This is a genomic window from Streptococcus sp. SCPM-O-B-15294 (M123), assembly GCF_058200455.1.
Genome location: NZ_JBYQGU010000006.1, coordinates 55,475 through 69,256, shown reverse-complemented (window position 1 = coordinate 69,256; position 13,782 = coordinate 55,475). Strand labels below are relative to the sequence as shown.

The 13,782-nt window shown below is 40.9% G+C and carries 11 protein-coding genes and 1 other annotated feature; all 11 genes read right to left on the bottom strand.

The genetic code is table 11. The features are described from left to right. Positions 1-39: 39 nt before the first annotated feature. A complete protein-coding gene (locus AC3E8G_RS05540) occupies positions 40-483 on the bottom strand; it encodes a hypothetical protein (RefSeq protein ID WP_414285921.1) in 444 nt (147 codons plus the stop codon). 235 nt (positions 484-718) lie between these two features. Continuing rightward, complete coding sequence (locus tag AC3E8G_RS05535) at positions 719-1,174, bottom strand: hypothetical protein (RefSeq protein ID WP_414285920.1); 456 nt, start codon at positions 1,172-1,174, stop codon at positions 719-721. Positions 1,175-1,351: 177 nt separating this feature from the next. After that, on the bottom strand, positions 1,352-1,720 hold the full coding sequence (gene rplL, locus AC3E8G_RS05530; protein WP_154858055.1) for a 50S ribosomal protein L7/L12: 369 nt from the start codon (positions 1,718-1,720) through the stop codon (positions 1,352-1,354). 77 nt (positions 1,721-1,797) lie between these two features. Then, complete coding sequence (rplJ, locus tag AC3E8G_RS05525; protein WP_001287273.1) at positions 1,798-2,298, bottom strand: 50S ribosomal protein L10; 501 nt, start codon at positions 2,296-2,298, stop codon at positions 1,798-1,800. Between the two features lie 38 nt (positions 2,299-2,336). Further along, positions 2,337-2,471: a sequence feature (ribosomal protein L10 leader region), on the bottom strand. A gap of 63 nt (positions 2,472-2,534) precedes the next feature. Continuing rightward, on the bottom strand, positions 2,535-3,332 hold the full coding sequence (locus AC3E8G_RS05520) for a formate/nitrite transporter family protein (RefSeq protein ID WP_414285919.1): 798 nt from the start codon (positions 3,330-3,332) through the stop codon (positions 2,535-2,537). A gap of 180 nt (positions 3,333-3,512) precedes the next feature. After that, complete coding sequence (locus AC3E8G_RS05515; RefSeq protein WP_414284056.1) at positions 3,513-4,211, bottom strand: glucosaminidase domain-containing protein; 699 nt, start codon at positions 4,209-4,211, stop codon at positions 3,513-3,515. 146 nt (positions 4,212-4,357) lie between these two features. After that, positions 4,358-4,954, bottom strand: a complete 597-nt coding sequence (gene yihA / locus AC3E8G_RS05510) for a ribosome biogenesis GTP-binding protein YihA/YsxC (RefSeq protein ID WP_048788790.1) — start codon at positions 4,952-4,954, stop codon at positions 4,358-4,360. Positions 4,955-4,965: 11 nt separating this feature from the next. Beyond that, positions 4,966-6,198 carry an ATP-dependent Clp protease ATP-binding subunit ClpX gene (clpX, locus tag AC3E8G_RS05505; RefSeq protein WP_490677201.1) on the bottom strand — a complete coding sequence of 411 codons (1,233 nt, stop codon included), beginning with the start codon at positions 6,196-6,198 and terminating at the stop codon, positions 4,966-4,968. 33 nt (positions 6,199-6,231) lie between these two features. Then, on the bottom strand, positions 6,232-6,405 hold the full coding sequence (locus AC3E8G_RS05500) for a hypothetical protein (protein ID WP_006596311.1): 174 nt from the start codon (positions 6,403-6,405) through the stop codon (positions 6,232-6,234). 3 nt (positions 6,406-6,408) lie between these two features. Beyond that, a complete protein-coding gene (locus AC3E8G_RS05495) occupies positions 6,409-6,921 on the bottom strand; it encodes a dihydrofolate reductase (protein WP_154858044.1) in 513 nt (170 codons plus the stop codon). A gap of 149 nt (positions 6,922-7,070) precedes the next feature. Further along, positions 7,071-13,754 carry a CshA/CshB family fibrillar adhesin-related protein gene (locus AC3E8G_RS05490; protein WP_490677200.1) on the bottom strand — a complete coding sequence of 2,228 codons (6,684 nt, stop codon included), beginning with the start codon at positions 13,752-13,754 and terminating at the stop codon, positions 7,071-7,073. Positions 13,755-13,782 lie beyond the last annotated feature (28 nt).

The window sequence follows — 13,782 nt, the reverse complement described above, 5'->3', positions numbered from 1 at the left end:
AAAAAAGAGGATAGCCTCCGCTACCCCCTCTAGATACGATTATTTTTGACGTTTGAATTTTGCATCTTTGAAGAAATTAAAAACTTCATAATCACTAGAATCTGCTTTTGATACATCCAAAGTTAAAACATCACCATCAATCTTATACTTGACTTTGTCTTTACCGCCTTCAAGAGTTTTAGCCTTTTGATCAGCTTTCAGGTCAATAGTTTTCTCTTTGCTTTCACCAAGAGCTTTCATTTCGAAAATCATTTTAGCTTTTGTATCTTTAATTTCAATTGTCATTGTCAATGAAAATTGATCAATGACCTTCTCAAGTTGCTCATCAGTTGCCCCTTGATCTTTAAGGATGCTTTTAATTTGTTCCTTTTCAGCTTTATAGACATATTTCCCATTGTCGCTAGTTGTAGAACCACAAGCTACAAGGAAAACCGCACCAACTGCCAACAAAGCAGCAAAGACAAGACGTTTAAAGTATTTCATCAGAAATCTCCTTTTTTGTTGATAAATACTATTTTATCAAAAAAATAGAAGTCTAACAACATAATAAATGAGTAAGAACTTAAGAAGTATAAGAATATACGGTGGAGCTAACACTCACCAAAAGAATTTGGTTTCGATTTGATAAATCCAACAGAAATCAGGCTTTTTATCGGTTCAATACCTATTTTCTAGAGACAAAAAAGTAGATAGCCCTATACTATCTACTTTCTATATTTTATTTTTGACGTTTGAATTTTACGTATTTTAAGAATGCTGACGTATTTTCATCTCCAATGTCTAGGTCAGAATTTTCGACTGTTAAAACATCTCCTTCGATCTTATATGTCACCTTTTTCTCAGGATCCTCTTCTGACCAAAAAGTTTTGTTCTTTTGATCTACTTTTATATCTACAGATTTCTCTTGCTTGTTACCAAACATACTAACTGAAGCAGATATTTTTCCTGAATTATCCTTAATTTCAAGTTCCACTTTAATTTTTAGTTGATCAACGAAAAGGTTAGCAGCACTATTTGTCCCAGTTTCTTTTTCCACCATTTCTAGGATTTCTTCTGACGTAGGTTCAAATACATAGACACCATTATCGCTAGAGCCAGCCCCAGCGCAGGAAACAAGAAACAAAGCGCTAAAAGCAAACAAAGCAATAAAGACCAGACGTTTAAAATATTTCATAAGTAATCTCCTTTTAACTTATTAAAACTATTTTAACAAATAAATAAAACGTTTTCAATATATTGATTATTGGAGAATTTAAATAAAGAATTCTTGAACTTGATAATTATTTACAATTCCTAAAGAATAAAAAAACCGAGGCCTAAACCTCGGTTTTCGTTTTGATTGGAAACTCGATTATTTAAGAGTAACTGAAGCTCCAGCTTCTTCCAATTTAGCTTTGATTTCTTCAGCTTCAGCTGTAGCAACACCTTCTTTGATAACGCCAGGTGCACCATCAACAAGTTCTTTAGCTTCTTTAAGACCAAGACCAGTGATTTCACGTACAACTTTGATAACGCCGACTTTCTTGTCGCCTGCAGATGTCAATTCAACGTCGAATGAATCTTTAGCAGCACCAGCGTCAGCAGCACCAGCTGCAGCAACAGCTACAGGAGCAGCTGCAGTTACACCAAATTCTTCTTCGATAGCTTTTACAAGGTCGTTCAATTCAAGGATTGAAGCTTCTTTAATTTCAGCAATAATGTTTTCAATGTTCAATGCCATTGTTATTTCCTCCAAATAAGTTTATATATTTTATGTTTTTATTTTATTGTAGCTAGGCTACGCTGCGTAGCTTAAGATTAAGCTGCGTCTTCTTTGTTGTCTGCAACCGCTTTGACTGCAAGAGCAACGTTGCGCACTGGCGCTTGAAGTACAGAAAGGAGCATAGAAAGAAGTCCTTCGCGGTTTGGAAGAGTTGCAAGAGCAAGAATCTCTTCTTTAGATGCGACAGCGCCTTCGATTGCACCACCTTTGATTTCAAGTGCTTCAGCGTTTTTAGCAAAGTCGTTCAAGATTTTCGCTGGTGCGATAACATCTTCGTTAGAAAATGCTACTGCAGATGGTCCAACAAAAACAGATGCAAGATCTTCAAGACCAGCTTTTTCAGCTGCACGACGTAAGATTGAGTTTTTGATCACTTTGTACTCAACTTCGCTTCCACGAAGCTCACGACGAAGAACTGTATCTTGTTCTACTGTCAAACCACGAGCGTCTACAACGACGATTGATGCAGCAGCTTTCATTTTCTCAGCTACTACGTCAACTAGTTCCGCTTTCTTAGCAATAATTGCTTCACTCATTAGTGTGTTCACCTCCGTAATTATTTTGCTTGGGGAATTTTTCCAAAAGAAAAACGCGCCCAAACCTAGACACGAAAGTACAATACGCTTCTTTTACATGATACGTTTTGTCCTCGGTAGGATCTTTATGAGTCGAGCTCCCCTACTGTCTTAGGCAGTTTTTTCAAACCGTTATTTAGTGTATCACATAAAAAAAAAGAATGCAAGTATTTTTGCAAACTTTTTTTAAAAAATAATTAATCTTTATAGATCGTCTTAGTACGATTGAGCCATGCATAGGCTAAGCCCATGATCACTCCTCCACCTACCCAGTTACCTACAAAAGTGACTGCATAATGACGAAGTACATTGAAGAACTCTAAATGAGGCAAATCTTTAGAAATAGAATTAAATGTAGCTAATGAGAAAGAAGCAAAGTTCGCTGCGATGTGTTCATTGGTAAGGAAAACAAACATATAAATAGCTGACAAAGCCATCAGAACTTTCGCTGTTTCATCTTTAAAGAAAAGGTAGGACAAGATTGCTATGTTAACAAAGATGTTAGCAATCACTCCTTCAAAGAAAATCAATTGATTGGAACGTTGGAGCTTCATCTCTACAACCGAGCCAAGGAATCCTTTTGGATTCAAATGAGAAAAAGCACTTGTCTGATTGAAAAGAAATGCGAGGAACAAGGCGCCAACTAGATTAAAGAATGTACAATAAAGTAGAATCTCTAAAGCTTTCTTCCAATTTATCTTCTTTAGATAAACACCAGCTGTCAGATACATCATATTTGAAGTCGTTAGCTCACTATTTAAAAATAGTAAATAAACCAATCCCCAGGCAAAAATAAATGGGAACAAGAAACGACCAGAACCTGGCAAGAAGGTATTGAGCAAATCTGCACCCACAATCCCAACTGCTGTACTCATTGTTAGAAATGCACCCGCAAACATAGAGCGGACAGCATACCGAGCTTTAGAAGCTGTATATAGTTCTTCCTTCTTCTGACATGCTGCTTCTACTTTAAGAACAAAATTTGATTCTCCCATCTGAATCTCCTTATATATTGAATTTGTGAACTTCTTCATTATATCATAGTTCCAACTCCCTGAAAAGGTTTTCAAAAAAATATTAGCAAAAATTTTGTGTTCTATAAAACAACGATTTAACCCGAAGAGAAGAAAAAACAGACCTTAATGGCCTGTTTATCATTCAATTTAATTCATATCTTACAAGAAACGATTTGCCCAAGCGATATCCAAGTTCAAGATCTCTTGAGTTGTGTATTGTTGGCGATATGGGTTGTAGACTGTGCCTTCATAGCCACCATAGACACTAGGTGAATCATACTGAGTAAGGTTGTAAGTTTCGATGATGTGGTTCAATTTAGCATAGTAACTTGTATCAGTAGCATAGACACCCGTTAAGGCTGCAGTTGCATCCTGATAGCTAGTTGTATTGCTTTTCCAAGCGCCAGCAAAGTGACCTTGTTTCAAAACAGCAACATAGTCTTGCAATGATTCATAGTAGCTAGGGTATGAACGGAAAGCATCGTTGATAGTATAAGCATTTCCATTACCGTCATCTTCCCATGTTTGCATCACTGCTGATTGACCAGCATAGCTACCTTTAATACCAAAAAGGTTGTAGTGTGGATAAGATGACAAACCAGATTGACCAGCTCCACTCTCTAGGATGGCTTGAGCAATCATAACTGATGCATACAGGTCATTTTCTTGACCAAGTTGGCGAGCAGATTCACCGATTTGTGAGATGAAGGCTTCTGTTGGATCTGCATATTGAGAATATGCTTCATCATTAGCTCCAACGTTTCCTACGTGCTCACTCATGGCTGCCGCAACTGTTCCTGCAGCTACCAGAGCTACTAAGGATCCAATCAATTTCGATTTATTTAGTAATTTTTTCAATGTGATAATCTCCTAATGTTTTAATGAAAACTCTTTAAGATGATTATAGCACAGAAAAGCATTAAATTGTTGAGCTCAATATTACATTTTAATTACAATATCGAGATAAATCAAACAAATAAATAACAGGTTAGTAATAATACGATTTATTCCGAAAAACTATAGTCAAAAATTGCATCCCAAGCTTCTTCTACTCCAGTTTTATTGACCGATGAGAAGATTATAAAGGTATCTGTTTTATCAAAATCTAACTTCTTCTTGATCATGGATTCATGCTTGTTCCATTTTCCTCTTGGAATTTTGTCGGCTTTGGTCGCAACCAAGATAACAGGGATTTCGTAATATTTCAAAAACTCGTACATCTGGACATCATCTGCCGAGGGTTCATGACGAAGATCAACCAAGCTGACAACAGCTCTTAAATTCTCTCTTGATGTCAGATATTCTTCAATCATTTTGCCCCATTTCTCGCGTTCTTTTTTGGAAACACGAGCATATCCATAGCCAGGTACATCGACAAAACGAAGTTTGTCATCGATATTGAAAAAGTTCAATAATTGTGTTTTTCCTGGTTTTCCTGATGTACGGGCCAAGTTCTTACGATTCAGCATGGTATTAATAAAAGAAGACTTGCCGACATTTGATCGACCGGCAAGTGCAACTTCTGGGATATCATCTTGAGGATAATGGCTTTTATTGGTAGCGCTCAAGAGAATATCCGCATTATGAGTATTTACTTTCATAGAATTTCTTTCTAGGCAGTTTCTAAAATTGGTTTTTCAGTTCCGTTAACTGCTTCTTTGGTGATTCGAACCAGTTTGACATCTTCTTGACTCGGAACTTCAAACATCACATCCAACATCGTTTCTTCGATGATGGAGCGTAGTCCGCGAGCACCAGTCTTACGTTCGATGGCCTTGCTTGCAATTTCTTCAAGCGCTTCGTCATCAAATTCCAATTCAACGTCGTCAAAGGATAAGAGAGCTTGGTATTGTTTCACCAATGCATTTCTTGGTTCTTTCAAAATACGAACCAGGTCATCCACTGTCAATTGCTCTAATGCAGCAAGAACTGGAAGACGACCGATTAACTCAGGAATAATGCCGAATTTTTGGATATCTTCTGCAATGATTTCTTGCATATAAGAGCTTGATTCATCGATGGCTTTGTTATTTTGACCAAATCCGATGATCTTCTCACCTAGACGTTGCTTCACGATTTCTTCAATCCCATCAAAGGCTCCACCAACGATGAAGAGGATATTCTTGGTATCAACTTGGATCATTTCTTGTTGTGGGTGCTTGCGTCCGCCTTGAGGTGGCACGCTCGCTACAGTTCCTTCGATGATCTTCAAGAGAGCTTGTTGTACCCCTTCACCAGACACATCACGGGTGATAGAGACGTTCTCACTCTTCTTAGCAATCTTATCGATTTCATCAACGTAGATGATGCCACGCTCTGCACGTTCAATATTGAAGTCAGCTGCTTGCAAGAGCTTCAGAAGGATGTTTTCAACGTCTTCTCCGACATAACCTGCTTCTGTCAAGGCTGTCGCATCCGCAATGGCAAATGGCACGTTCAAGCTCTTAGCAAGTGTTTGAGCCAAGAAAGTTTTTCCTGAACCTGTAGGTCCCACCATCAAAATGTTTGATTTTTGGAGATCCACATCATTGTCTTCTTCACGATTTTCGTGGAAGTTAATCCGTTTGTAGTGATTATATACCGCTACTGCGAGGGCTCGTTTAGCACGATCCTGACCGATAACATAGTGGTTAAGGATATTGAGGAGTTCGATTGGTTTTGGAACCTCTGAGAGGTCTACCAAGACTTCCTCAGCTAGTTCTTCGCGAATGATTTCTTGAGCTAACTCAACACATTCATTACAGATAAAGGCGTTGTTCCCTGCGATAATCTTCTGTACTTCGTCTTGGTTCTTACCACAAAACGAACAATAAACCATCATATCATTTGATTGATTTGTAGGCATTTTCTTCTCCCGATTCTAAAGTCTGTTTGTAATTTATTTAAATAAAGTCATATAAAAGGCGTGAATCGAATTCACAAGATTGGTAAAGGCATTTAATAAGAAGAGGGTGGCTAAGCCATAGCGCTTCTTCCGAAGAGTCTGGGAAGCACATACTAAGCAAATCACACATAGAACGGCTGTAAAAAAGCCAAAGATACTACGTTCCATGAACTAGTCTTCCTTTCTTTCAAAATGTCTAATGGTAAAGTCATAAGGGTTTTTTTCGTCTTTTTCGATCGTCCGCTCGTCTAATAACTGGAACTGATCCCAATGGAAGTCTTCTGGGAAATAGGTATCTCCATCCAATTCAGCATCAATCACAGTCTGATAGAGCTCCTCTAGATAAGACTCGAACAGGCGAATCACCTTCTCCCCACCGATAATAAAGAGCGACTGATCCTGATCCTTATACCAGTCTAAAACGTCCTCTACGGAAGTTTTTAACAAGACCCTTTCATTCTCTACATCATACTTGTCATCTCTAGAGAGAATGATATTGGTCCGATTTGGAAGGACGCGTTTGTTTAATCCTTCGTAGGTAACTCTCCCCATAAGGATCGCATGGCCCGTTGTCGTTTGTTTAAAGTGCTGCAATTCAGCTGGTAAATGCCAAGGCATGACCTGATCCTTGCCGATAACTCCATTCTTTGTCTGAGCCCAAATGCCAATTACTTTCTTACTCATTCTTACATCCTTTACACTGATACTCCTATTTTATCAAATTTTTCTTGAAAAGACAGTTTCCAACTATTGGTTCCACGATCAAAACTTTCTATTTTTTTCGTCAAAAAAACCGCGATTTCTCGCGGTTTTGATGAGACAAATCCTAGAACTTAGTCTTCTTTTTTGCGTTTAGCAAGTCCGAATAATGAGAGACCTGTCAAAGCGCTAAGAATTGCAAGACCAGTTTTTGAACTTTCCTCTGTACCAGTCTTAGGAAGAACTGCTTTTTCATCAGTTGGATTGATGAATGCAACTTCCTTAGTTTCTGGAGTTGAAGGAGTTTCTGGAGCAGGTGTTACAACTTGTTTGTAGATGTGTTGTGTATTACCATTTGCATCTACCACAGTCTTCACGAACTCATAACCAGGAATGTCTTTCTTAGGTTGTTCACCATCTTCAGTTGGGAAGCCTGGAATTTCTTTGCCATTTTCGTCAACGAATGTTGTTACTGGCAAGACAGTTGGTGTGTAAGTTGCAGAAGCTTTTGTTCCGTTCACATCTTCACGAACTACTGTCACTGCTGGTGCAGTTCCTGTAAATTCAGGTTCTGGAGTGAAGGTTACTGTTCCGTCTGCTGCTACTGTGTAAGTACCAACACCAGGAATTGTCTTCGTAGTTGAACCATCTTCAAAGGTTGCTGGAACTTCGTCATTCATTGGTACACGGCTATCACCTTCTGTGAAGCTTGGTTTACCTGTTTGAGTAGCACCCTTCTTACCAATTGATGTAACTGGTTCACCTGTTGGAGCAACTGGTGTTACTGTTGGTGTGTAAGTAGCGGTAATTGGAGTACCGTTCTTATCAACACGTTTCACTGTTACGCCTGTACCTGTTCCTGTGAATGATTTTTCTGGTACGAAGGTTACTGTTCCGTCTGGAGAAACGGTGTAAGTTCCTTCACCTGGAATAACTTTAGTAGTTGATCCATCTTCGAAGGTTGCTGGAACCTCATCATCCATTGGTACACTTGGGTTACCAGGTGTGAAGGTTGGTTTACCAGATTGTGTTTGACCTTGGATGTCTGTAGAAGTTGCTGGCTCAGCTGTTGGAGTCACAGGAGTTACAGTTGGTGTGTAGGTCGCAGAAGCTTTTGTTCCGTTCACATCTTCACGAACCACTGTCACTGCTGGTGCAGTTCCGACAAATGATTTCTCTGGTACAAATGTCACTGTTCCGTCTGGGGCTACAGTATAAGTACCAACACCTTCAACTGTCTTCGTAGTTGATCCATCGTCAAATGTTGCTGGAACTTCATCGTTCAATGGCACACGGCTGTCACCTTCTGTGAAGCTTGGTTTACCAGTTTGAGTCGCACCTTGTACATCAGTAGATACTGCTGGAGTACCAGTTGGTGTCACAGGAGTTACAGTTGGTGTGTACATTGCTTTCACAACTGTACCATTCTTATCTTGGCGTTGAACCACGATACCTGTGGCAGTTCCGACAAATGATTTCTCTGGTACGAAGGTTACTGTTCCGTCTGGAGCAACTGTGTAAGTTCCTTCACCTGGAACCACCTTAGTCGTTGAGCCATCAACGAATGTTGCAGGTACATCATCGTCCATTGGTACTGCAGGGTTTCCTTCTGTGAAGCTTGGTTTACCTGTTTGTGTAGCACCTTGGATATCAGTTGATGTAGCTGGTTCTGCTGTTGGAACTACTGGAGTGATGAATGGTGTGTAAGTTGTACGAGCAATTGTACCGTTTGCATCTTCCATCTGAACACCTACAGGAAGAACTTCACCTGAGTAAGCTTTGTTAGTTGGAGTGAAGATCACTTCACCCTTCTCTTTATCTACTGTGAAGATACCAATGATATCTCCTGCAGGTGAGAAGGCATCCAATTGATCAGTTGGGTTACCAGAATCATCATAAAGTTTCAAGGTTGAAGGGTTCATTGGTGCAATTGGATCACCTTCTGTGAAGGTTGGTTTGCCTGTTTGAACAATTCCTTGAGGTGCTTCTGATGTAGCTGGTTCTGCTGTTGGAGTAATTGGAGTTACAGTTGGTGTGTAAGTTGCAGAAGCTTTGGTTCCGTTCATATCTTCACGAACGACTGTCACTGCTGGTGCTTCACCAACAAAGCGTGGGTCTGGTGTGAAGGTTACAGTACCATCAGCTGCTACTGTGTAGATACCAACACCAAGAATTTCTTTGGTAGTTGAACCATCTTCAAAGGTTGCAGGAACTGCGTCGTTCAAAGGAACATTTTCATGACCAGCTGTGAAGGTTGGTTTTCCTGTTTGGGTTTGACCTTGCTTGTCAGTTGAAGTTGCTGGCTCAGCAGTTGGTGTTACTGGTGTTACAGTTGGTGTGTAAGTTGCAGTAACTGGAGTACCGTTCTTATCAACACGTTTCACTGTTACGCCTGTACCTGTTCCTGTGAATGATTTCTCTGGTACGAAGGTTACTGTTCCGTCTGGAGCAACTGTGTAAGTTCCTTCACCTGGAATTGTCTTCGTAGTTGAACCATCTTCAAAGGTTGCTGGCACATCATCATCCATTGGGATTGCAGGGTTACCAGGAGTGAAGGTCGGTGTACCTGTTTGTGTTTTACCTTGGATATCTGTAGATGTTGCAGGTTCAGCAGTTGGCACGACTGGAGTAATCTTAGGTGTGTAGGTTGTTTCTACAGCTGTTCCGTTAGCATCTTTAGCTTGAACCTTAACTGGAACGACTTCACCTGAGTAAGATTTATCAGTCGGTGTGAAGGTTACAACACCTGTTTCTTTATCGACTGTGAAAGTACCGATTTCTTTACCTTCTGGTGACTTGGCAACTACAGATTCTGCTGGTTGGCCATTTTCGTCAAGAAGAGTAATGGTATCCTTGTCGATTGGTGCAACTGGGTCACCTTCTGTGAAGGTTACAGTTCCAGTTTGAACCACACCTTGAGGTGCTTCTGATTCTGCTGGAGTTGCAGTTGGTGTTACTGGAGTTACAGTTGGTGTGTACTTAGCTGTAACTGGTGTACCGTTCTTATCAACACGTTTCACAGTTACGCCTGTACCTGTTCCTGTGAATGTTTTTTCTGGTACGAAAGTAACAGTTCCATCTGGAGCTACTGTGTAAGTTCCTTCACCTGGAATTGTCTTGCTTGTTGATCCATCTTCAAATGTTGCAGGTGTATCATCATCCATTGGGACATTTTCATTACCTGGTGTGAAGGTTGGTTTACCGGATTGTGTTTGACCTTGTTTGTCAGTTGTAGTTGCATCTTCAGCCGTTGGTGTTACAGGAGTTACAGTTGGTGTGTATGTCGCTGAAGCTTTTGTTCCGTTCTTATCTTCGCGGACAACTGTCACGGCTGGTGCAGTTCCGACGAATGATTTTTCTGGAACGAAGGTTACTGTTCCGTCTGCTGCTACTGTGTAAGTACCAACACCTTCAACAGTCTTAGTTGTTGAACCATCGTCGAATGTTGCTGGAACATCTTCGTTGATTTCAACAGTTTTCTCAACGCCGTTAACTTCAACTGTACCACCCTTGAATTCAGGTTTACCTGTTTGTGTTGCACCTTGGATGTCTGTTGTTTCAGCTGGTGTTGCTGTTGGCGTTACTCCTACAACAGTTGGTGTGTATGTCGCTGAAGCTTTTGTTCCATTCTTATCTTCGCGGACAACTGTCACCGCTGGTGCAGTTCCTACAAAGTTTGGTTCTGGAACGAATGTTACTGTACCATCTGCTGCAACCGTAAATTTACCAACGCCTTCAACGGTCTTAGTTGTTGATCCATCGTCAAATGTTGCTGGAACATCTTCGTTGATTGGAACAGTCTTTTCAACACCGTTTACTTCAACTGTACCACCCTTGAATTCAGGTTTACCTGTTTGAGTGGCACCTTGGATATCTTTTGTTTCAGCTGGTGTTGCTGTTGGTGTTACTCCTACAACTGTTGGTGTGTACTTAGCCGTAGCAGTCTTAATGTACTCCTCTTGAACCTTACCATCTTTATTACGACCAACTGGTGCTGACAATGTAACTTCAATGCCTTTAGCTGTTCCTACAAAGCTTGGTTCTGGAGTGAAGGTTACTTCACCTGTTGAAGGATTGATCGTGTATGTTCCTTCTCCAGCTACTGTTACAGACGTCTCATCAGTAGTACGACCAGTTGCTGGGTCTACCAACTTAGCAGGATATTCTGCACTTGGAGTGACTGCAATCTTGTCACCTTTTGCGTTAGTAGCAGTTGTGTTAAAGGTTGGTGTTTCTTTTTGAGTTGCACCTTGAATATCAGTCGATGTCTTGTCAACCCCTTCGATTTCAATCGGAGTGACTGTTGGAACGTATTGACCATCCATAGTATTCAACTGACCATCAATGTTTGGTTCTTGATCTGGGAATTTTGATGACCAACCCGTATCGTAACCATTGTTATCTACACGACGGATAGAGATACCATCTGCAGTTCCTAGGAAGTTATCTTCTGGGATAAATTCAACGTCTACGTCTTTACCATTGGCAGTAATCTTGTATTTACCTTGACCTGGAACTACGTAGTAACCTTCTGCATCAAGAGTTGCACGGTTACCATCTTTGTCAACGATGTATGGTTCTACAGTTTCGTCGATGACTGCCTGAGAGTTACGTTGATACTTGTGCTCTCCACGTGCTGTAAAGGTTACAGTCGCTGTTTGTTTGGTAGCTTGAGGACCAGAAGTTTCCTTGAATTCCCCTTTTGGTGGGTGGGTGATTTGAGTCTTGAAGTCTTCTACTTCACCTGAGAAGGCCATACCCGTTGGGTTTTCAATCTCAGTAGCTTTCTTAGCAATACGGACACGAGCACCAAGCTCGTTGACGCTAGGATCGATGTAAGTCTTGCTGTTTGCAAAGGTCAACTCGACTGTACCATCTTGGGTCACTGTTGCAAGATTAGAGCGTTCATCTTCATCAAAGGTACCGTTTTGGTTAAAGTCTACCCAACCATAGATATAAGCTTCTGAAGCTCCATCCAAATGGGCTTGAACTGACATTTTGTAGTTACCTGGGCGTGTACGATCCATCTTGATCATCTCATTGGTTGTCCCTTTGAGTTCATCTGGAAGTAATTGGTCAATTCCTTCATCGGCCGTAGTTGCCTTATCATCACCGAACCAGTCAAGAGTCGTGTTTTCATCCATATCAGGACTCACGTTACCAAGATACGGTTGATTTACTTTAGCTCCAGTAACACCGTCTACGGTTGCAATGGTATGAACTGCCTTACCATATGACTCAGGAGCATCCCCTTCATCAAGTGGGAAGAATCCTAGCATAGCAGACTGTTTACCAGCCGAAGCGATGTAAAGTCCAACTTCAGAGGCACCACGTGTCATCACGAGTGGAACAGTATAATTACCTGCAGAAATGTTTGGTCCAAAGACGCCAGTCCCAAGACCACCAGTTACTTGGTCAGGATTTCCGAAATATTTCCAAGCTACTGGTTTCTTATCTGGTCCAACTTGATCAGAATTACGAAGTTGTCTTAGGTTAATGTTATTATATTTAGGTTTAGGCCCCAAAAGGTTATCTGTATCTTGCGGAACGTAAGTTTCAGAGGTGGATGGTCTGGTAAATTTCTTCCATTCCCCAATGTGCTGCCAACCTTGTCCGTTGGTAGTGAACATAACAAATTCACCAGGGTTGGCAGACTCGCCATCAGCCATGACAACAGCTGGCTTAACTGTCTTGCCACGGAAGGTTGCAGAGATTTCAAACTGAACTCCAATATTCCCACCATTCATAGCTGAACTCATGGTAGTCTTCTTGGTTTTCGTATCAACGTTTTCAAGTCTAATTTCAGTCCAATTATTTTGAGCATCAGCGACAACGTCGGCTTCTTCGCCATCATTAAAAGCTTTTTTAGCCCCTGTTGAAGTAACACCCTTTACATAGCCATTTTTTGCATTTGGATCATAGGTTGCTTTTTCAGCTTCTGTAGCCCCTTGGTCTTCCATACGCTTTTTATAGATTTCAGTCGCTTGGAAAGGTTTCAAGGATTTGACTTTTACAGTGACTACATAGCCAGGCATGATTTCCTTGGTATAGGTAGCGCCAACTTGAAGAGCTAATTTTTCTTCTAAATCTTTATCAGGAAATTGGTCATTTTTAGGAACGAGGACTGTTTTTGCCCCTGTCCAGTTGGCTACATCTCCAAAGTCCAACCAAGTAATCTGGCTAGTCATAGATTTGGCATCAAGATCTGTTGTAAAGCCTGGTTTTTCAACCTTTGGAGTTGAAGTTGCGTCCTCAACGTCATCCCCAATCAAGCTTGGATCATTTGCGTCACCGAGAGCACGACGAGTACGGCGTTTGCCAGAAGTTTCTGCTGTTACAGCAGGAGTTTCAGTAGCTGGAGCTGCGACACCTGCAGCCACTTCTTCTTTCTTATCTGTTGCAGTTGCTTCTGTTCCCTTGTTGTTAGGGTTTGTTGAAGCTTCTGTTGCCACAGGACTTGCTACAGCTGCTTTATCTTCAGTAGCCACAGTTTTTGGTTCAGTAGTTGTTGCTGGTGTTGCACCTGCAGCAGTTACTGGCGCTTCAGCTTTGTAAGTAGTAGCTGAAGTTGAAGCTTCACTTGTTGTAGTGGGTGCTTCAGTTGTCGTAGAAGCAGCAGCTTCTGTTGTTGTAGCAGGTTGAGTTGCTTCTTCTGTTGTTGTAGCAACAGTTGCTTGGCTCTCTGCGTTTTCTTCGGCTGCTACGCTAGACGCTGTACCAACCATAACGAGTGTTCCTAAAAGGACAGAGCAAACTCCGACATTCAATTTACGAATCGAAAATCTGCTAATGCGATCATTAAATAAATCTTTACCCATATTTTCCTCCATAATTTTTAACAATTAA

Excerpts from the sequence above, each read along its gene's own strand:
- AC3E8G_RS05540 (WP_414285921.1), bottom strand. The coding sequence starts at position 483 with ATGAAATACTTTAAACGTCTTGTCTTTGCTGCTTTGTTGGCAGTTGGT.
- AC3E8G_RS05535 (WP_414285920.1), bottom strand. The coding sequence starts at position 1,174 with ATGAAATATTTTAAACGTCTGGTCTTTATTGCTTTGTTTGCTTTTAGC.
- rplL (WP_154858055.1), bottom strand. The coding sequence starts at position 1,720 with ATGGCATTGAACATTGAAAACATTATTGCTGAAATTAAAGAAGCTTCA.
- rplJ (WP_001287273.1), bottom strand. The coding sequence starts at position 2,298 with ATGAGTGAAGCAATTATTGCTAAGAAAGCGGAACTAGTTGACGTAGTA.
- AC3E8G_RS05520 (WP_414285919.1), bottom strand. The coding sequence starts at position 3,332 with ATGGGAGAATCAAATTTTGTTCTTAAAGTAGAAGCAGCATGTCAGAAG.
- yihA (WP_048788790.1), bottom strand. The coding sequence starts at position 4,954 with ATGAAAGTAAATACTCATAATGCGGATATTCTCTTGAGCGCTACCAAT.
- clpX (WP_490677201.1), bottom strand. The coding sequence starts at position 6,198 with ATGCCTACAAATCAATCAAATGATATGATGGTTTATTGTTCGTTTTGT.
- AC3E8G_RS05500 (WP_006596311.1), bottom strand. The coding sequence starts at position 6,405 with ATGGAACGTAGTATCTTTGGCTTTTTTACAGCCGTTCTATGTGTGATT.
- AC3E8G_RS05495 (WP_154858044.1), bottom strand. The coding sequence starts at position 6,921 with ATGAGTAAGAAAGTAATTGGCATTTGGGCTCAGACAAAGAATGGAGTT.
- AC3E8G_RS05490 (WP_490677200.1), bottom strand. The coding sequence starts at position 13,754 with ATGGGTAAAGATTTATTTAATGATCGCATTAGCAGATTTTCGATTCGT.